Below are 18,059 nucleotides of genomic sequence, written 5' to 3'. Positions count from 1 at the left end.
CGTTGATTTTTCCACCAGCGGACATGGTGAACGCCTGCTCCACGACGACACGTTGCAGCGGCACGGCGGCTTCCATAGGGTAGCGCGGAATGACCCCTTCCTTCCGCACGTTCGGCGAGATGCTGCCCGAGAGCCCGGTGGTGCTGTCGGTGCCGCATGCTGGGCGCGACTACCCTCCGGCGTTGCGAATGGCGCTACGTGCGCCGCTGGCGAGTCTGGCGGCGCTGGAAGATCGTCACGTCGACGCAATTGCACTGGCGGCGCGTGAGCGGGAGACGTTGCTGCTTCAGGTGGCGCCGCGGGCGTGGATCGACCTGAACCGTGCCGAGCACGAGCGCGATCCGCTGATCGACGATGGTGCGTGCCGCGGCGCCGGGGCGTCGGTGAAGGTACGCGCGGGGATCGGGCTGGTGCCGCGGCGCACCGCGGCGGCGGGCGAATTGTGGCGGTGCCGGCTGAGCGCAGCGGAGGTCGAGGAACGGATCGCCGCCGACCATCGGCCGTATCACGAGACGCTGGGGCAGGTGCTGGCGGCGGCGCGCGCACGTTTCGGCTGCGCGGTGCTGCTCGATGTTCATTCGATGCCACCGATTGCCGGCGGGCGGGCACGCGTGGTGATCGGCGACCGCTTCGGCCGTGCCGCGGGCCCGCGCTTCGTGGCCTGCGTCGAGGAGGCACTGGGGCGCGAAGGGCTGCACCACATGCTCAACACGCCCTATGCGGGCGGGCATATCCTCGAACGACATGCCGCCCCGCAGATCGGCATTCATGCCATCCAGCTCGAGATCGACCGGGCGCTCTATCTCGACCGGCGGCTCGACCAGCCGGGCGTGGGGGCGGCAGCGACGGCGCGCATGTTGCGCGCGGTAATCGATGCACTGACCGGGCAGGCGCTCGCCGACGGTGCGGTCGCTGCGCCGATCGCCGACGCTGCCGAATAAGGCAGGAACATAAAAAAACCACCGGATGCACGCACCCGGTGGCCAAGGTTCAGGGAGGAGACACGCCGAAGCGTGTCATACGGGCTCGCGAAAGGGGGGACACGAGCGCCGTACACAGTTAACTTAGGGAGCCTGCTTTTGGTTGCAAGAGGCGGGCTGCAAAAGGTTCAAAGCGTGCGATGAATTACCGCGCCGTGCTAACGCGCGCCGCGCGGCAGGATGCGGAGCAGGATCGAATCGCGCAGGATCAGATGGTGGCGCAGCGCGGCGGCGATGTGGAGCACGACCAGTGCGAGCATGGTCCAGCCGAGGATCTCATGCGCCTCGTGCCCGGCGCTCGCGCCGGTTGCGTCCACGGGAAGGTAGGGTACGTCTGCGACGCCGAACCAGCTGAGCGGCCGGCGCCCCTCGGGGCCGGAAACCATCGCCCAGCCCGACAGCGGCATCAGCAGCAGAAGCGCATAGAGCGTCCAGTGCGTCGCATGGGCGACACCACGCTCCCATGCGGGGGTGAACGCGGGCAGCGGCGGCGGGCGATGCAGCAATCGCCACGCGACACGCAGCACGGTGAGCGCCAGCACGGTGATGCCGATCGCCTTGTGGCCGGGCATCCAGGCCCGGAGCGTCGGCACCGCGTCATGCCCGATGCCGACGATCAGGTTGACGATCACGAGCAACGCGATCGTCCAGTGAAAAGCGATGGCCACCGTGGAGTAACGCTCGTTCACGGGCAGTCGGGTGGCCATCGCGGTGCCTTTCGTCAGGCGTTGAGCTGCGGCTGTGGCATCTTGCCCAGCTTGACCTGCCGCGCGAAGATCTCGCGCATCAGCGCCAGCGAGAACAGGTGCGCGTAGAGCAGCGGGAGCATTCCCGACTGCGAGATCTTGCGCAGCTGGTCGCCGCGCAGCTCCGACAGCTTCTTCTCGTCGATCATCTGGAAACCGCGGTACACGAACGGCTGCTCGATCCCGTCCTGCTGGATGGTGACCTCACCCTCCATGAGCAGGTCGAGTTCCTTGATCTCCTTCATGAACTGGCCGGTGCGCGCCGCGGCCTGCTCGAAGTTCTCGTTGAACTTGAGGATGTTCTGCGTCAGCTCCGACGGCTGGCCATCGGTGAACAGCGCATCGCCCTCGTCGAACGCGCCGATCGTCGGCGACGACGGATCGAAGCACAGCGACAGCTCGTCGGTGTCAGGGCGCAGGCGGGCCAGCATGTAGGGGTAGCGACGGATGTAGGCGGGGACGTAGATCGTCTCGTCGATCAACCGGCCTTCTTCGGAGATGAAGACGTTGACGCCCTCGTTCAGGCCCATCAGCGCGATCGGAATCGCATCTTCGCCCGACGAGAAGACGATGGGCATATGCCGCTGGATCAGCGGGAATTCCTCGACCGTGACGGGGATCGCATGCTGATTGACCAGGAACGGCGCGGTGTCGGACGGCTTCACCTTGAAGTCGGCGTGAACCTCGCTCGAAAGCGGTTCGAGGCCGTTGTAGAAAAGCGGAAGTTGTGGCGCGCTGGCCATGGGAATCTCCAGAACGGACGGTATCGTGTGCATTCGCGCAAGGGGACGTCACGTCCTGCCGTCCCCCCGGACCGCGCCGGTGCTATTGAATGGGCGCGTCGGGCGCAAGCGTGACGAGCTTTCCCGGGTTGAACAGCTCGTCGGGATCGAAGGCGCGCTTGATCGCGCGCAACGCCCACAGCCGCGCGGGCGGGCCGAGCCGTTCGAGCTCGCGGCGCTTCATCTGCCCGATGCCATGCTCTGCCGAGATCGACCCGCCGGCCGCGACGACGAGGTCGTGGACGAAGGCGGAGACGACCGGGACCTGCTCGGCATACCAAAGCGCGGGATCGGTGCCGGGCGCGGCGCGGACGTGGAAATGGACGTTGCCGTCGCCGAGATGCCCGAACCCCGAGGCATGCGTGCCGGGGAAGCGCGCGTCGCACGCCGCCGCGGCCTCGACCATGAAGCGCGGCATCGCCTCGACCGGGACCGAGATGTCGTGCTGCGCGGCGGGACCGGTCGCGCGCTCGGCATCGGAAATTGAATCGCGGATTCGCCAGAATGCCTCGGCCTGCGCCTCGCTGGCGGCGAGCGTCGCGTCGGCGGCGACGCCATCCGCCAGCGCGGCGGCGAGGACGCGCTCGACCAGCGCGGCGGGGTCGTCGTCGAGGGTGTCGGCGGTGACTTCGAGCAAGACGTGCCACGAGTGGTCGCCGGCCAGCGGCGCGCGCGTGCCGGGAATATGGGTGAGCACCGCGACAAGTGATTCGGCGGGGAGCAGCTCGAAACTCTCCAGCGCCGCGGTGGCGCGCTGGAAGTGGCGGAGCAGCGTCAGCGCCGCGGCGGGCGAGGCGACGCCCACCCATGCCACGCAGCGCGCCGCGACCGCGGGCACCAGCCGCAGCGTCGCGGCGGTGACGACGCCGAGCGTGCCTTCCGCGCCGATCAGCAATTGGTCGAGGTCATAACCGCGATTGTCCTTCTTGAGTGCGGACAGGCCGTCGTACAGCGATCCGTCCGGCAGCACCGCCTCTACTCCCGCGACCAGCGTACGCATCGTTCCGAAGCGCAGCACCTGCGTGCCGCCGGCGTTGGTCGACACCAGCCCGCCAATGGTCGCGACGCCCTTCGCGCCGAGCGACAACGGGAAGCGGCGCCCTTGTGCAAGCGCCGCGGCGTGGAGATCGGACAGGATCACCCCGGCCTCGGCAACCGCCAGCCCGGCGTCGCCGTCGAGCGCGCGGACGCGGTTGAGCCGGCGCAGCGACAGGATCGCGGCGCCGCCGTCGCCGGGCGGGGTCGCGCCGCCGACCATCGAGCTGTTGCCGCCCTGCGGCACCAACGGCACGCGTTCCGCGCGCGCCGCACGGACGATCGCCTGCACTTCCGCGACCGAGGCGGGGACGAGCAGCAATCGGGCCTCGCCATGGAAGCGCCGGCGCCAGTCGATCAGCAGCGGCGCGATCGTGTCGGGATCGGTGACGATCGTGCGTGGCTCCACCTGCGGCGCAAGGCGGTCGGCAAGGCGGTGAAGTGCGGTGGGGTCGGTGGCGATGCTCATGCGATTTCTCTTGGTTGTCGCGCGATGTGCGTCCAATTCATCAGGTGTTCAACCGGCGATGGTCAGTGCTGCTGCCCCAAGATGACCTTGCGTGACTCGTCCATCCTGCTGCTCGCATCGGCGGCGCCGTTCGTGCTGTCGGCAAGCCCGCCGCAGCTCGACGGTGTCGAGTATGCGCAGCTGACGATCCACGAGCGGCTGATCATCCGCGTGCCGCGCGTGTCGCCCGCCCCGATGCGCGGGCGTGGCGCCCCGGCCGCGCCGCTGGTGCGCTGGGACGAGAAAAAAGGGCCGGAATGCGTGGTGATGAGCGCGCTGACCGGGGCGGCGGTGGAGCGCGAGGGGGAGGTCGACCTGGTGGTGGGGGGCGCGCGGCGCATTCGCGCCAAGCTGGACGACGATTGCCCGACGCTTGATTTCTATCGCGGTTTCTACCTGAAGCCGACCGCCGACGGGCAATTGTGCGCGCGGCGCGACGGCATCCGCTCGCGATCGGGCGCCTATTGCGCGGTCACGCGTTTTCGTGCGCTGGTCCCGCGAACGGCCAGGAAATAGCCCGCCACAAGGCGGCGCGGGCGCAAATTCCTTGACTTTGCGCCGTGGATCGGGAAGCGCGGGGAGCGATGGGAACCGCCACGCCGCGCCGCCCGACAGCCCGGACATCCGCATGAGCTTTGCCGACCTCGGCCTTTCTGACGAACTCCTTCGCGCCGTCGGCGACACCGGCTATACCGAGCCGACGCCGATCCAGGCGAGCGCGATCCCGCCGGTGTTGATGATGCGCGACATCATCGGCATCGCGCAGACCGGCACGGGCAAGACCGCCAGCTTCGTGCTGCCGATGATCGACATCCTGGCGCAGGGGCGCAGCCGCGCGCGGATGCCGCGCAGCCTGATCCTGGAGCCGACGCGCGAACTGGCCGCGCAGGTCGCCGAGAATTTCGAGACCTATGGCAAGTATCACAAGCTGAGCATGGCGCTGCTGATCGGCGGCGTGCAGATGGGCGATCAGGTCAAGGCGCTGGAAAAGGGCGTCGACGTGCTGATCGCGACCCCCGGCCGCCTGATGGACCTGTTCGGGCGCGGCAAGATCCTGCTGACCGGCTGTTCGATGCTGGTGATCGACGAGGCCGACCGGATGCTCGACATGGGGTTCATCCCCGATATCGAGGAAATCTGCACCAAGCTGCCCGCGCAGCGCCAGACGTTGCTGTTCTCGGCGACGATGCCCGCGCCAATCAAGAAGCTGGCCGACCGCTTCCTCAACAATCCCAAGACGATCGAGGTCGCGCGCCCCGCATCGACCAACATCAACATCACCCAGTGGGTGGTGCCGGTGAAGGGGCCGTCCTCGGAAAAGCGCAAGGCGTTGCGCGCGCTGCTGGGGCAGGAGGAGGTGCGCACCGCGATCATCTTCTGCAACCGCAAGACGACGGTGCGCGAGCTGAACAAAAGCCTGAAGGAAAACGGCTTCTCCAGCGGCGAAATCCATGGCGACATGGACCAGCCGGCGCGAGTCGCCGAGCTGGAGCGGTTCAAGAAGGGCGATATCAACATCCTGGTCGCCAGCGACGTCGCGGCGCGCGGGCTGGACGTGAAGGGCGTGAGCCACGTCTTCAACTATGACGCGCCGTGGCACCCCGACGATTACGTCCATCGCATCGGGCGCACCGGGCGCGGCGGCGCGACCGGGATCGCCTATACGTTCGTCGGCCCGGACGACGCCGAGAATATCGAGAATATCGAGAAGCTGACCGGGCAGAAGATCGCGCGGGTCGCCGATGTGCCCGAGGCGCCGGCCGAGGAAGCCCCGCGCCGCGAGCGCAGCGGGCGACGGCGCGAGCGCGTCGTGGACGAGGCGCCGCGGGTCGTGGCGCGCGAGGAAGCGCCGCGGGTCGACGTGCGCGAGGAAGCGCCGCGCGCCCAGCCGCGCGAGGAAGCGCCCCGGCGTGAGCGGACCCGGCGCGAGCAGGACGAGCGTCCGCGCGGGCGTGAGCGGGATCGCGAGCGCGCGCCGGTGGTGGCCGAGGCGGCCGACGACGGCGGCTGGAACGGGCCGGTGCCGAACTTCCTGAACGTCGGGCTGCGCTACTGATCCGATCCACCGCCGGGTTGACCGGCGGTGACGGTTCGTGGCAGGGGCACCCGCAGCGCGGGTATAGTACAATGGTAGTACAGCAGCCTTCCAAGCTGAATACACGGGTTCGATTCCCGTTACCCGCTCCACTCTCATCATCGGCTTGAAAAAGACGCTGCTTGATCCGGGCGGTCCAGTTCGTGCTGTTCTCCGTCGGCCGGTGCGTATCCAGCGCGGGGCAGCGAGGAGAAGCGGAGTGGTGGACAAGCAGCGCAGAGACGATCTGCTGGGACTGTTGCAGATCGAGGCCCAACATCGCCAACGAATCGACAGCATCTGGGCCCAGTACAAGGACGCGATGCTGACGATCCACGGCATGATCTTCGCCGTCCTCGGCGCGCTGGTCGCCGGCCCTGAACTCAGCGCGGCGCAGCGAAAGGCAGTGGTGATCGCGACCATCGTGATCGAGCTAGGTATTCTGTTGCGCGCCCGGATCGACGTCGAGAAATCGGCGGCGGAGGTACAGGCCGATTATGCCGCGGACTACAAGGCAGTCACCGGGTTCGATCCGCCGCGCCCGTTGTACAGCAGGGCCTTGAAGATGCGGAAGGTTTCCTGGCGCACCGGCGACGCGCTGCTCCCGGAGGCGACGGATGTGATCGAAGTTGCTTGACAGCGTCACGCTGTTTGAGTACAAAAGAAGAACATCGAGATGGTGTCAGACGGGCCGGGCGGCTCGGGGCTTCGGCCCCGGTCGCGCCGGCCCGTTTGCGTTTCGGCGCGGGTGACAGCGGCGGGTTATAGCGGCGGGTGACAGCGGGCGGGAGGGTGCGGATGGGTGAGGCGGCAGAAAGCGGCGGCATGTCGATGGCGGGCGATGTGCCCGCGGGGGCGGTTGCGGGGACGGCCAAGCCGTCGCAGCGGTGGTCGCGCGAGGATCGCATGACGTTTTTCGACCATTTCGCGATCAGCGGCGATGTGGCGCGGGCGGCGGCGGCGGTGGGGAAGACGGCGCGGTCGGCCTATGCGCTGCGCCGCCGCAGCACGGCGTTCGGCGCGCAATGGCGGCTGGCGCTGGACGACGCCTATGAGCGGATGGAGGCCGCGCTGGTGCGGCAGGTGCTGGGCGACACCGATACGAAGCTGGACGTGTCGGCCGCGTTGCTGCTGCTGGGGCGGCGGCCGCCCGCGGTAGTCGACGTGGCGACGACGCCGCGCAAGGTGGCCGATCGCAACAGCCCGCGCGCCAAGGCGGAGCGCGAATTGCTGCAGCGGCTGGAGGCGATGTCGAAGCGGCCGCGCGCGAAGGCCGCGGGGTGAGCGGCGGCCAGGATCATGGCGGCCTTCGCGGAATACGATGGCTGCTGGAACTGGGTGAGGCCGAGCGCGGACGGGTGCTGTCGTCGCTGAGCGTCGCGGCGTTGAAGGAGCTTGAGCAGCATTGGGCGTTATGGGCGCATGAGGGGCAATTGCCGCCGCCGGGTGACTGGCGAGTGTGGCTGATGCAGGCCGGGCGCGGCTTCGGGAAGACGCGCGCCGGGGCGCAATGGGTGCGCGCGATGGCGCGGGCGGTGCCCGGCGCGCGGATCGCGCTGGTCGGCGCGACGATCGAGGATGCGCGCAAGGTGATGGTCGGCGGGCCGAGCGGGGTCGTCGCGGTGTCGCGCGCCGAGGATGATGTGGTGTGGCGTCCGACCAGCGGCGAGGTGCGGTTCGGCAACGGCGCGGTCGCGACGCTCTATTCGGCGGCGGCGCCGGAGAAATTGCGCGGGCCGGAGCATCATTTCGCCTGGGCCGACGAACTGGCGAAATGGAGCCATGCCTCGACGTGGGACAATCTGACGATGGGCTTGCGGCTGGGCGCGCTGCCGCGCGTGCTGGTGACGACGACGCCGCGCCCGACCGCGTTGATGCGGCAGGTGCGCGCGGGAGCGGGGACGGTGACGACGCGCGGAAGTACGCGCGACAATCTGCATCTGCCCGACGCGTTCGTGGCGGCGATGGAGGCCAGCTATGAGGGCACGCGGCTGGGGCGGCAGGAACTGGACGGCGAGTTGATCGAGGATGTCGCGGGTGCGCTGTGGCCGCGTGCCTTGATCGAGCGACAGCGCGCGGCGGCGGTCCCGGCGCTGACGCGGGTGGTGGTCGGGGTCGACCCGCCGGCGGGCATCGGGGGCGATGCGTGCGGGATCGTCGCCGCCGGGCTGGGGCGCGACGGGCATGGCTATGTGATCGAGGATGCGAGCGTGACGGGTGCGAGCCCCGAACGCTGGGCGCAGGCGGTGGTGGCGTGCGCGACGCGGGTGTCGGCGGAGCGTGTCGTCGCGGAGGCGAACCAGGGCGGGGCGATGGTGGAGCAGGTGCTGCGCGCGGCGCAGGCGTCGCTGCCGATCCGGCTGGTCCATGCAACGCGCGGGAAAGCGGCGCGCGCGGAGCCGGTGGCGGCGCTCTATGAGCGCGGGCGCGTGTGGCATGCGCGCGCGTTTCCGGCGCTGGAGGATGAGCTGGCCGGGCTGGTCGCGGGCGGCGGGTATGAGGGGCCGGGGCGCTCGCCGGATCGGGCGGATGCGTGCGTGTGGGCGCTGACCGCGCTGCTGCTCGACAGGCAGGGGGAGGTGCGGGTGCGGTCGGTGTGAGGGCGTCGCGGTGTGACGTCGCGCGGGCTGGTTGATCGCGGTCGATGTGGCTGTTGAGCGGCCCCAATTGAGGCCCGGTCTTCGCGGGGATGACGGTTCGGAAGAGGCGCTCGTCACGCTTCATCTTCAGGTGATGGCGTCACGTTGATCCGTCATTGCGAGCGTAGCGAAGCAATCCAGGGTCAGGTCAGGACGCTCTGGATTGCTTCGCTACGCTCGCAATGACGGCGGAAGCGGCGGATGGAGCGCGCAGCAGGTGCTTCTAGGCGATGATCGCGTCGGATCGTTCCCCGGGCGATCCTGAACATGCCGGGAGCATAAGAACCGGATCATTTCGACAGGCTCAGCCTGCTCGGCACGAACGGTTTGGATAGTCCCGGCCTGAGTCTCGCTTTTTCGGAGAATTCACATGGCATGGTTCGGATGGAAGTCCGGGCGCGCATTGGCGCGTCCGGCGTTGGGGCGTGCGGGCGGGGTGGCGCGCGCGATCGGGGAGTGGCCGCAGGGGTATGAGGCGCAGGTGCGTGCCGGCTATTGCGGCAATGCGATCGCGCAGCGTGCGGTGAAGCTGGTCGCCGAAGGCGTCGAGGGAGCGCCGCTGGATGTCGGTGACGCGCGGTTGCGCGCGCTGGCGAGCGGGCGCGGGGTGCTGGAGGCGGTGACGGCGCAGGTGCTGCTGCACGGCAATGCGTTCGTACAGGTGCTGCGCGATGCCGACGGGCAGGTGACGGAGCTGTTCGCGCTGCGCCCCGAGCGGGTGAGCGTCGAGCTGGGCGCGGACGGGTGGCCGGGCGCGTATCTGTACCGGGTCGGGGTGCGGACGGCGCGGCTTGATCCGGCCGGCGTGATCCATGTCCGGCGCTTCAATCCGGTCGACGATCATTACGGACTGGGATGATTGAACGCGGCGTCGGCGGCGATCGCGATCCACAATGCCGCGGCGGCGTGGAGCAAGGCGCTGCTCGACAATGCCGCGCGGCCTTCTGGGGCGCTGGTGTACGACGCGGGGGACGGTTCGGTGCTGACCCCCGACCAGTTCCGGCGTCTGCGCGAGGAGATGGAGCAGGGCTTCGCGGGCGCGGCCAATGCCGGGCGGCCGATGTTGCTGGAGGGCGGGCTGAAGTGGCAGGCGATGAGCCTGACGCCGGCCGATATGGATTTTGCCGGCACCAAGGCGGCGGCGGCGCGCGAGATCGCGCTGGCGTTCGGGGTGCCGCCGATGCTGCTCGGGCTGCCGGGCGACAGCACCTATGCCAATTACAAGGAGGCGAACAAGGCGCTGTGGCGGCTGACGATCCTGCCGCTGGCGGGCGCGATCCTGTCGGCGATCCGCGACGGGCTGGCGGCGGATTTCCCGGATACGCGGTTGCAGGTCGATCTCGATCGCGTGCCGGCGCTGATCGAGGATCGCGCGCAATTGTGGCGGATGGTCGCGGGTGCCGACTTCCTGTCGGCCGACGAGAAGCGGCAGATGGTGGACTGGGCATGAGCGCGGCGTCGGCAAGCGTGCTGGCGCAGTTGCTGGCGCAGGGCTGCGACGAGGGCGCGGCCATCGCGACCTTGCGCGCGATCGTCGAGGAGGCGGGCGAGCTGGGCGCGGTGCGCGCGCTGACGCGGCTGGGGCTGGCCGACGAGGGCGCGGCGGGGGATGTCGCGGAACTGCGCGAGCTGTTGCGCGCGTGGCGCGATGCGAAACGCTCGGCATGGCGGGCGCTGGCGGCGTGGGTGGCGCGCGTGATGCTGGCGCTGCTGCTGGCCGGGATCGCGGTGCGGCTGGGGCTCGATGGCTTGCTGAAGCCGGGGGCGCTCAAGTGAGGATCGCGGGCTATGCGGCGGTGTTCGACGTGGTCGATCGCGCGGGCGACGTCATGCGGCGGGGCGTCTTCGCGGACGCCGGGCCGGTGCCGCTGCTGGTGCAGCATCGTGGCGGGCCGGTCGGGACGGTGATCGCGATCGGCGAGGATGCGCGCGGCTTGCGCGTCGAGGCGGAGGTCGCCGACGGCGAGGTGGCGCGGCTGGTGCGGGCGCGCGCGTTGCCGGGGCTGTCGGTCGGGTACCGCGCGCGTGTGGTGCAGCAGGGCGCGTGGCGCGCGATCCTGCGCGCCGATCTGGTCGAGGTGAGCCTGGTGGCGGTGCCGATGCAGCCCGCCGCGCGGGTCGGGACGATCAGCGACCTGTGAGTTTTGCGGGGCCCGCGGGGGGCCTCTTTCATGGAGAAGAGCATGAGCGATACGGTGGTAGCACGCCCGGTGCTGGATGGCGCACGCGTGGGTGGCGGCGCGGCGTTCGACGGGTTCGTGCGGTCGGGGATCGTGGTGGAGCAGAAGGCGTTCACCGGCGCGACCGGGGATCAGGGCGGCTATGCGATCCCCAGGGAAATCGATGCGCAGATCGACGCGGTGCTGAAGAGCGCCAGCCCGATCCGCAGCATCGCGAACGTCGTGCAGGTCGGTACGGCGGGGTATCGCAAGCTGGTGACGACCGGCGGTACGCCCTCGGGCTGGGCGGCGGAGACCGACGCGCGGCCGGTGACCGCGACGCCGACCTTCGTCGAGATCGCGCCGCCGATGGGGGAGCTGTACGCCAATCCCTCTGCAAGCCAGGCGATGCTCGACGATGCGCTGTTCGATGTCGAGGGCTGGCTGGCCGGGGAGATCGCGGCCGAGTTCGCCAAGGCGGAGGGTGCGGCGTTCGTCGGCGGCAATGGCGTCAACCGGCCGCGCGGCTTCCTGCAGGCGCCGACGGCGGCGGCGGGGGACGCGACGCGTAGCTTCGGGACGCTGCAATATGTGCCGACCGGCACCGCGGGCGACTTCGGCGCGAACGGGGCGGAGCGGCTGATCGATCTGGTGCAGGCGTTGCGCGCGCCGTACCGGCAGGGCGCGACGTTCGTGATGAACGCGGCGACCGCGGCGCGCATCCGCAAGTTCAAGACCAGCGACGGGCAGTTCCTGTGGCAGCCGGGGATGGCGGCGGGGCAGCCGGCGAGCCTGCTCGGCTATCCGGTGGTCGAGGCCGAGGATATGCCCGACATTGCGGCGGGCGCGCATGCGGTGGCGTTCGGCAACTTCAAGCTGGGCTATCTGATCGCGGAGCGCAGCGAGACCAACGTGTTGCGCGATCCGTACAGCAATAAGCCGTTCGTGACCTTTTACGCGCCCAAGCGGGTCGGCGGGTGCGTGTCGAACAGCGAGGCGATCAAGGTCCTTAGATTCGCTGCGAGCTGAGGCTGATCGGCTTCGTGACGGGTCGTGGTCCGCGACCCGGACAAACCCGTCGTTCGTCGCCCCGGACTTGATCCGGGGCCTCGCTTCTTCCTGCGACCGGGGAAGAAGAAGCGGGATCCCGGATCAAGTCCGGGATGACGGAGGGGGAGGGCTGTGCGTGGCGAGGTGGACCCCGGCCGGCGCCGGGGTAACGAAAGGATACAGCATGACATTGGTGGCGGGAGCGCCCGGCGTGGTGACGCTGGGCGCGGGGGATCGTGCGCTCGCGCTGGCGGCGGTGCGGGCGGAGTTGCGGGCGGCGACGATCGATGACGACGCATTGGCGCTGGCTTTCGTCGAGGCGGCGCTGGGGCTGGCGGAGCAATTCACCGGGCGCGTGCTGATCGTGCGCGAGCTGGTGGCGGAGCTTGGTGCGGCAGCGGGGTGGCAGGCGCTGCCCGCCGCGCCGGTGCGCGCGATCGTCGCGGACGGCGTGGCGGTCGATATCGATGCGCAGGGTGTCGGCTGGGTGAAGGGCGAAGGCGCGTTGCGCGTGACCTTCACCGCCGGGCTGGCGAGCGGCTGGGCGGGGTTGCCCGCGCCGCTTAGGCAGGGCGTCGCGATGCTCGCGGCGCATCTGTTCAGCGACCGTGCGGGGAGCGCGCCGGTGCCGGCGGCGGTCAGCGCCTTGTGGCGGCCGTTTCGCAGCGTCGCGCTGGCGCAACCGGTGCACGCATGAAGCGCGCGGTGGAGCGGGTGCGCGCGCGGATGGTGGCGCGGCTGCGCGATGTGCTGCCCGAGGCGGAGATCGTCGCGCGTGACGATGGCGTCGAGGTCGGCGCGCCGGGGCTGAAGCGGCGCTGGATCGAGGAGCCGTCGCTGGCGTGGTGGCGCCACTGATGCGCGCGGCGGTGCTGGCGCGACTGCGCGAGCGGGTCGCGGTGACGCGCGTGTTCGAAAGCGCGGCGGAGAAGGGGACGGCGCCGTTCCTGACGCTGCGCGAGTAGAGCGACGGCGACTGGGGGACGAAGGACCGCGCCGGGCGCGAGCTGCGCATCGGAGTGGCGGTGCGCGATGCGGGCGAGAGCGGCGCGCGCGCGGTGGCGCTGGCGGCGGAGGCGCAGGCGGCGCTGCTGTCGCTGCCGGGCGTCGCGGGGTGGCGCGTGGTGACGGCGGTGCCGCTGCGCAACGTGCTGGTGAGCGAGAGCGCAGGGCGCTGGTCGGCGCTGGTCGACGTGCGGGTGCGGATCATGGCGGAGGATTGAGATGGCGGCGGAAAAGGGCAGTGCGTTCCTGCTGAAGGTCGGCGATGGCGCGACCCCGGTGACATACCGGACGGTGGCGGGGCTGCGCACGACGCAACTGAGCGTCAACGGCGAGGCGGTAGCGGTGACCAGCAAGGATTCGGGCGGGTGGCGCGACCTGCTGTTGGGCGCGGGCGTGCGCTCGGTGAGCGTCGCGGCGGCGGGGGTGTTCACCGGATCGGCGGCGGAGCAGCGCGTCAAGGCGAGCGCACTGGCGGGGACGCTCGACGATTACCGGCTGACGTTCGAGAGCGGCGAGACAATGACCGGGCGGTTCCTGGTCACGCGGCTCGACTATGCGGGGGATTATAACGGCGAGCGCAGCTACACGCTCGCGCTGGAAAGCTCCGGCGCGGTGGTGAGCGCATGAACCCCGTTCCCAATCACGTGCGGGGCGAGGCCGCCATCCGGGTGGCGGGCGAGCTGCTGGTGCTGCGTCCGACGTTCGCGGCGCTGGTGGCAGCGGAGCAGGAACTGGGCCCGCTGTTCGCGCTGGTCGAGCGGGCGGCCGAGGGGTTGCTGCGGCTCGAGGAGCTGGTGGGCTTGTTCTGGCATTGCCGGCACGACGCGCCGCCTGCCTTGACGCGCGAGGCGCTGGGCGAGGCGGCGGTGGCGGCCGGTATCAGTGCGGCGACCCCGGCGCTGAGGGTCTTGCTGACGCAGATCCTGGCGGGGCGATGACGACCTTCGCCGGGGCGGCGCGGCGGCTGGCCGGGCTGGCGGGGGCGGTGTTCGGGTGGCGGCCGGACGATTTCTGGCGCGCGACGCCCGCGGAACTGGCGGCGCTGGTGCGCGCGTGCGCGCCCGAGGCGGCGACGCCCCCCGATGCCGCGACGATCGCGGCGATGCAGGAGACTTTTCCGGATGGATGACGAGATCGAGCGGCTGGTGATCGGCGTGCGCGCCGATACCGGCGGGTTCGCGCGCGACGTGGCGGCGATGCGCGCGACGCTGGAGGGTGGACTTGGCACAGGGGCGGAGCGCGCCGGGCGGGCGGTGGAAACCGCGCTGGCGCGCGCGGTGCGCACCGGCAAAACGGGGTTCGACGACCTGAAGTCGGCCGCGCTCCACGCGTTGGGCGAGATCGCGGCGGCGGCGCTGAAGGATGGTATTTCGAGCGTGCTGGGCNACATGAACGCTGCGGCCGTCATCCCGTCCAAGCGCAACCGCAAGGTCGCCATCCCGCATGATGCAGGCATCTACAGGCATCGCAACCAGATCGAACGATGCTTCGGCCGCCTCAAACACTTCCGCCGCTTCGCCACACGTTATGATCGCCGCACCGTCCACTTCACCGGCTTCGTACATCTCGCCGCCGCCATGATCTGGCTACGCTGAATGTCGATCCGACCTAGATCTGATCCCCGCTTGTCCATTCCTCCCATCGTCGCCCCGGATACAATCCGGGGCCCCGCTTATCTGCTATCGTCGTAGAAGCGGGAACCCGGATCAGGTCCGGGGTAACGGAAGGTGGCGGGCCATCGGCGAACGCTAAACCCGCCCGGCAGGGTCACTCGCCCGCACAGGACGAGTGCTCGCGGCGATCAGCCCAGCGCCACGCGGACGCGCGTGCGACGGCGGCAGGCTGCGCCGACGACGCCGAAGCCAAGCATCATCATCATCCACGTCCCCGGCTCCGGCACCGCGGCGGTCGGCGCGAGATCGAAGTTATAGGTGGTGCTGCCGGCGGTAGTGGCCAGCGTCACATTGTCGGCAAAGGCGTGATAACCTTTCCCCAGCCCGCTGCCGACGCCGACCGACATCCCCAGCACCCGCGCACCGGTGAGCTGCGATGCCCAGCTGGCGATCGTCTGCCCGTCGTTCTCGTTACCGCCGGTGATGTAGAATTTGTCTTCGGCGGTCGTGCTGTACCAGGTGTCGCGGGTGGTATTGCCGTAGGTGCCGTTATACGCGCCCTCCCAGATCAGCTCCTTGCGCGTGCTGCCATCGAGGATCAGCAGCCGCAGCGCCGGCGTGTAATCGGCATTGTACGGGTTGGTCGAATCCTCCGCGATCCGCCAGTCGAACGTCAGGGCGCTGACATTCGCGAGCGCACCGAGATCGGTGCGGCCGAACGTGAACTGGATGCCGAGCTGCGTGCGGGTACGGTCACCACGCATTTCCAGCGACCCGCTGCCGTTGTAGGCGATTGTCCCGGTTACCGCCGCGGTGCTGCCGGCATTGTTCTCGCCGGGATAGGTGCCCCACATCGTCTTGGTCGGCGTGCCGGCAACGTTGGACACGACGACGGTGGCAGCCGACACTGGTGCCGCCGCGACGACCACAGCCGCCGCGCTCAGGCAATAAAGCGCTTTCATAATCCCTCCCCATTCCGACAATCCTGTCGGTACAAGGGGTTAGAAGGGCATCACGGTTCGGCTCCAAGCACCAACGAGCCGGCAACGCCCCATAATGATACAGATCGTCAATACTGGTCAACTTCAAACGATTGTCGCCGATAAAGCGCGGAGAACCTTTGCTCAGCCCGTGTGCCGGCCGATGTCACGGAACGATCGAGCTTCATCGGCGTAACGATTTCATCACTGTTCAGGGGGCGGAATGCCGGAGCCGATTCTTACTGTTTCAGGCGTATCGAAAACCTATCGCAACGGTCCTGCCGCGCTCGGCACCGTCGATCTCGCGGTCAATCGCGGCGAGATCTTCGCGCTGCTGGGGCCTAATGGCGCCGGCAAGACGACGCTCATCAGCATCATCTGCGGGATCGTCACTCCCAGCGCGGGCACCGTTACCGTCGCCGGCCATGATGTGACGCGCGACTACAAGGCCGCACGCCGCGCCATCGGGCTGGTGCCGCAGGAGCTGGCGACCGACCAGTTCGAAAGCGTGCTTGCCACCGTTACCTTTTCACGCCGCCTGTTCGGTCGTTCCGGCCACTCCGCCTATATCGAACAGGTGCTGCGCGACCTCTCGCTCTGGGAAAAGCGCCACGCCAAGATCAAGGATTTGTCGGGCGGGATGAAGCGCCGGGTGCTGATCGCCAAGGCGCTGGCGCACGAGCCGCAGATCCTCTTCCTCGACGAGCCGACCGCCGGGGTCGACGTCGCGCTGCGCCGCGACATGTGGAAGCTGGTGCACCGGCTGCGCAAACAGGGCGCGACGATCATACTGACCACCCATTATATCGAGGAGGCCGAGGAGATGGCCGATCGCGTCGGAGTCATCACCGGCGGCAAGCTGCTGCTGGTCGAGGAGAAGAACGCGCTGATGGCGAAGCTCGGCAAGCGGCAGATGGACCTGACACTGGTCGAGCCGATGACCGCGATCCCGGCCGGACTTTCGGACTGGCCGCTGTCGCTGGAGGATGAGGGGCACACCTTGCGCTACGTCTTCGATGCCAAGGCCGAGGACACCGGCATCCCGCGACTGCTCGAACGGTTGGCGCAGGAACAGGTCGCATTTCGCGATCTGGAGACACGCAAGTCGAGCCTCGAAGACATCTTTGTCGATCTGGTGGGAGCGCGCGCATGAACCTCCACGGCATCTGGGCGATCTATCGCTTCGAGATGGCGCGCTTCGGGCGGACGATCTGGACCAGCCTCGCGACCCCGGTCATTACCACCACGCTCTATTTCATCGTATTTGGCGCCGCGATCGGGTCGCAGATGCGCGGCATCGACGGCGTGAGCTATGGCGCGTTCATCGTGCCCGGATTGATGTTGCTGACGATTTTCTCGGAAAGCATCTTCAACGCCAGCCTCGGCATCTACATGCCAAAATTCACCGGGACGATCTACGAACTGCTGTCCGCGCCGCTGTCACCGATCGAAACGGTGCTCGGCTATGTCGGCGCGGCGGCGACCAAGTCGATGGTGATCGCGCTGGTGATCTTCGCCACTGCGCATCTGTTCGTCGACCTGCACGTCGCGCATCCGTTGCTGATGCTGCTCTACCTGCTGCTGGTCACCGCCAGCTTCGCGCTGTTCGGCTTCTGCCTCGGCATCTGGGCGAACGGGTTCGAGCAATTGCAGGTCATCCCGCTGCTGGTGGTCACGCCGCTGACGTTTCTCGGCGGCGCCTTCTACTCGCTCGACGTGCTGCCCGAGCCGTGGCGAACGGTGACGCTGTTCAACCCGGTCGCCTATCTCATCAACGGTTTTCGCTGGACCTTCTTCGGGCAGAGCGACGTGTCGTTCGCAACGTGCATTGCGGTGACATTGGGCTTCGCGGCGCTGTGCCTCGCCGCGGTCGTCACGATCTTCCGCACCGGCTGGCGGCTGAAGAGCTAGGGCGGATCGACATTCACTCGACCTGTCATCCCGGACTTGATCCGGGATCCCGCTTCCTACCCGTCACGATGAAGCGGGGCCCCGGATCAGGTCCGGGGTGACGGCTACGAACCGGAACGTCGACCGGCTTGGTATGGCGAATTGGCCAGCCCGCCGTCAGTCGACGCGCAGCGTGTCGTATACCGTCACCTTGCGCCACAACGGCTCGCAATCGGCGACGAACTTCTGATGGATCGGGTGATCCTGATACGCCTTCTGGTCGGGCACGCTGTCGAAGAACATCAGCTCGGACACCTGATAGCTGCCGTCGACCACGTCGCGCGCCTCGGTATCGGCCGGCACGCCGATATGCAGCGCGCGGATCACCGGGATCGCCGCCAGCGTGCGCAGCCCGGCGACCAGCCGGTCGCGATCCGCGGTCGAGGTCGGGTCCTTTAGCCAGAAGAATACGTGATGCACCACCTTCGCAGGCACCGGCGCCGCGGCGGCCTGCGCCTCGCCGCCCGACAAGGCACCCGCCATCCCCGCGCCGCCGATCGCCATCATCGCCATCATCTCCCTGCGTCCCGCATCCACG

General features: G+C 68.9%; 24 protein-coding genes, 1 tRNA gene and 1 pseudogene. 21 read left to right on the top strand and 5 right to left on the bottom strand.

Going from position 1 to position 18,059, the window contains the following annotated elements; all coding sequences use genetic code 11:
* The first annotated feature begins 89 nt into the window (after positions 1 to 89).
* Complete coding sequence (locus tag BACI71_RS16205; protein ID WP_159760366.1) at positions 90 to 941, top strand: N-formylglutamate amidohydrolase; 852 nt, start codon at positions 90 to 92, stop codon at positions 939 to 941.
* Positions 942 to 1,138: 197 nt separating this feature from the next.
* Here BACI71_RS16205 and BACI71_RS16200 read toward each other — a convergent pair whose 3' ends face one another.
* The 3 genes from BACI71_RS16200 to BACI71_RS16190 form a co-directional block, all read right to left on the bottom strand.
* Positions 1,139 to 1,687, bottom strand: coding sequence for a cytochrome b (locus BACI71_RS16200; protein WP_159760364.1), 549 nt, complete (start codon positions 1,685 to 1,687; stop codon positions 1,139 to 1,141).
* A 14-nt stretch (positions 1,688 to 1,701) separates the two neighbouring features.
* Positions 1,702 to 2,469 carry a SapC family protein gene (locus tag BACI71_RS16195; protein ID WP_159760362.1) on the bottom strand — a complete coding sequence of 256 codons (768 nt, stop codon included), beginning with the start codon at positions 2,467 to 2,469 and terminating at the stop codon, positions 1,702 to 1,704.
* Positions 2,470 to 2,551: 82 nt separating this feature from the next.
* A complete protein-coding gene (locus BACI71_RS16190) occupies positions 2,552 to 4,012 on the bottom strand; it encodes an FAD-binding oxidoreductase (RefSeq protein ID WP_159760360.1) in 1,461 nt (486 codons plus the stop codon).
* 87 nt (positions 4,013 to 4,099) lie between these two features.
* Here BACI71_RS16190 and BACI71_RS16185 point away from each other — a divergent pair, with 87 nt between their 5' ends.
* The 18 genes and pseudogenes from BACI71_RS16185 (at position 4,100) to BACI71_RS17985 (ending at position 14,573) form a co-directional block, all read left to right on the top strand.
* Positions 4,100 to 4,567 (top strand): hypothetical protein, encoded by a 468-nt coding sequence (locus BACI71_RS16185; RefSeq protein ID WP_236553020.1) that lies wholly within the window; start codon positions 4,100 to 4,102, stop codon positions 4,565 to 4,567.
* A 112-nt stretch (positions 4,568 to 4,679) separates the two neighbouring features.
* Positions 4,680 to 6,107 carry a DEAD/DEAH box helicase gene (locus tag BACI71_RS16180; protein ID WP_159760356.1) on the top strand — a complete coding sequence of 476 codons (1,428 nt, stop codon included), beginning with the start codon at positions 4,680 to 4,682 and terminating at the stop codon, positions 6,105 to 6,107.
* A 57-nt stretch (positions 6,108 to 6,164) separates the two neighbouring features.
* A tRNA-Gly gene (locus tag BACI71_RS16175) sits at positions 6,165 to 6,238 on the top strand.
* A 107-nt stretch (positions 6,239 to 6,345) separates the two neighbouring features.
* A complete protein-coding gene (locus BACI71_RS16170; RefSeq protein ID WP_236553019.1) occupies positions 6,346 to 6,762 on the top strand; it encodes a hypothetical protein in 417 nt (138 codons plus the stop codon).
* Positions 6,763 to 6,923: 161 nt separating this feature from the next.
* Positions 6,924 to 7,409 (top strand): hypothetical protein, encoded by a 486-nt coding sequence (locus BACI71_RS16165; RefSeq protein ID WP_159760352.1) that lies wholly within the window; start codon positions 6,924 to 6,926, stop codon positions 7,407 to 7,409.
* Positions 7,406 to 8,725: a DNA-packaging protein gene (locus BACI71_RS16160; RefSeq protein WP_443018484.1), complete on the top strand. Its 1,320-nt coding sequence runs from the start codon at positions 7,406 to 7,408 to the stop codon at positions 8,723 to 8,725. Before BACI71_RS16165 ends, BACI71_RS16160 begins: the two co-directional genes overlap by 4 nt.
* A gap of 409 nt (positions 8,726 to 9,134) precedes the next feature.
* Positions 9,135 to 10,214: pseudogene (locus BACI71_RS16155) on the top strand (phage portal protein).
* Complete coding sequence (locus tag BACI71_RS16150) at positions 10,211 to 10,540, top strand: DUF6127 family protein (protein ID WP_159760350.1); 330 nt, start codon at positions 10,211 to 10,213, stop codon at positions 10,538 to 10,540. Before BACI71_RS16155 ends, BACI71_RS16150 begins: the two are co-directional and overlap by 4 nt.
* Entirely contained in the window at positions 10,537 to 10,905 is a 369-nt protein-coding gene (locus BACI71_RS16145) for an HK97 family phage prohead protease (protein WP_159760348.1), read from the top strand. Before BACI71_RS16150 ends, BACI71_RS16145 begins: the two co-directional genes overlap by 4 nt.
* Before the next feature lie 42 nt (positions 10,906 to 10,947).
* Positions 10,948 to 11,952 (top strand): phage major capsid protein, encoded by a 1,005-nt coding sequence (locus tag BACI71_RS16140; protein ID WP_236553018.1) that lies wholly within the window; start codon positions 10,948 to 10,950, stop codon positions 11,950 to 11,952.
* A 205-nt stretch (positions 11,953 to 12,157) separates the two neighbouring features.
* Complete coding sequence (locus tag BACI71_RS16135) at positions 12,158 to 12,670, top strand: hypothetical protein (RefSeq protein WP_159760344.1); 513 nt, start codon at positions 12,158 to 12,160, stop codon at positions 12,668 to 12,670.
* A complete protein-coding gene (locus BACI71_RS16130) occupies positions 12,667 to 12,831 on the top strand; it encodes a hypothetical protein (protein ID WP_159760342.1) in 165 nt (54 codons plus the stop codon). The genes BACI71_RS16135 and BACI71_RS16130 overlap by 4 nt, the downstream gene beginning before the upstream one ends.
* Positions 12,816 to 12,938 carry a hypothetical protein gene (locus BACI71_RS18095; protein WP_268894069.1) on the top strand — a complete coding sequence of 41 codons (123 nt, stop codon included), beginning with the start codon at positions 12,816 to 12,818 and terminating at the stop codon, positions 12,936 to 12,938. Before BACI71_RS16130 ends, BACI71_RS18095 begins: the two co-directional genes overlap by 16 nt.
* 60 nt (positions 12,939 to 12,998) lie before the next feature.
* Positions 12,999 to 13,196, top strand: a complete 198-nt coding sequence (locus tag BACI71_RS16125; RefSeq protein ID WP_159760340.1) for a hypothetical protein — start codon at positions 12,999 to 13,001, stop codon at positions 13,194 to 13,196.
* 1 nt (position 13,197) lies between these two features.
* On the top strand, positions 13,198 to 13,605 hold the full coding sequence (locus BACI71_RS16120) for a phage tail tube protein (protein ID WP_159760338.1): 408 nt from the start codon (positions 13,198 to 13,200) through the stop codon (positions 13,603 to 13,605).
* The gene (locus tag BACI71_RS16115) at positions 13,602 to 13,916 is read left to right on the top strand and encodes a gene transfer agent family protein (RefSeq protein ID WP_159760336.1); all 315 of its coding nucleotides are present in this window, start codon (positions 13,602 to 13,604) and stop codon (positions 13,914 to 13,916) included. The genes BACI71_RS16120 and BACI71_RS16115 overlap by 4 nt, the downstream gene beginning before the upstream one ends.
* On the top strand, positions 13,913 to 14,107 hold the full coding sequence (locus tag BACI71_RS16110) for a phage tail assembly chaperone (protein WP_159760333.1): 195 nt from the start codon (positions 13,913 to 13,915) through the stop codon (positions 14,105 to 14,107). Before BACI71_RS16115 ends, BACI71_RS16110 begins: the two co-directional genes overlap by 4 nt.
* A 259-nt stretch (positions 14,108 to 14,366) precedes the next feature.
* Entirely contained in the window at positions 14,367 to 14,573 is a 207-nt protein-coding gene (locus tag BACI71_RS17985) for a transposase (protein ID WP_159757575.1), read from the top strand.
* A 206-nt stretch (positions 14,574 to 14,779) separates the two neighbouring features.
* Here BACI71_RS17985 and BACI71_RS16100 read toward each other — a convergent pair whose 3' ends face one another.
* The gene (locus BACI71_RS16100; protein WP_236553017.1) at positions 14,780 to 15,553 is read right to left on the bottom strand and encodes a PEPxxWA-CTERM sorting domain-containing protein; all 774 of its coding nucleotides are present in this window, start codon (positions 15,551 to 15,553) and stop codon (positions 14,780 to 14,782) included.
* Between the two features lie 241 nt (positions 15,554 to 15,794).
* Between BACI71_RS16100 and BACI71_RS16095 the strand changes: the two genes are divergently transcribed.
* Entirely contained in the window at positions 15,795 to 16,724 is a 930-nt protein-coding gene (locus BACI71_RS16095) for an ABC transporter ATP-binding protein (protein ID WP_159760329.1), read from the top strand.
* Positions 16,721 to 17,482: an ABC transporter permease gene (locus BACI71_RS16090; RefSeq protein ID WP_159760327.1), complete on the top strand. Its 762-nt coding sequence runs from the start codon at positions 16,721 to 16,723 to the stop codon at positions 17,480 to 17,482. Before BACI71_RS16095 ends, BACI71_RS16090 begins: the two co-directional genes overlap by 4 nt.
* 156 nt (positions 17,483 to 17,638) lie before the next feature.
* Here the strand turns inward: BACI71_RS16090 and BACI71_RS16085 are convergent, their stop codons facing one another.
* A complete protein-coding gene (locus BACI71_RS16085; RefSeq protein WP_236553016.1) occupies positions 17,639 to 18,058 on the bottom strand; it encodes a Dabb family protein in 420 nt (139 codons plus the stop codon).
* Position 18,059: the final 1 nt, after the last annotated feature.

Source organism: Sphingomonas sp. 8AM (assembly GCF_902506455.1).
In the GTDB taxonomy this organism is placed as follows: Bacteria; Pseudomonadota; Alphaproteobacteria; order Sphingomonadales; family Sphingomonadaceae; genus Sphingomonas.
This window is presented reverse-complemented; position numbering and strand designations above follow the sequence as displayed.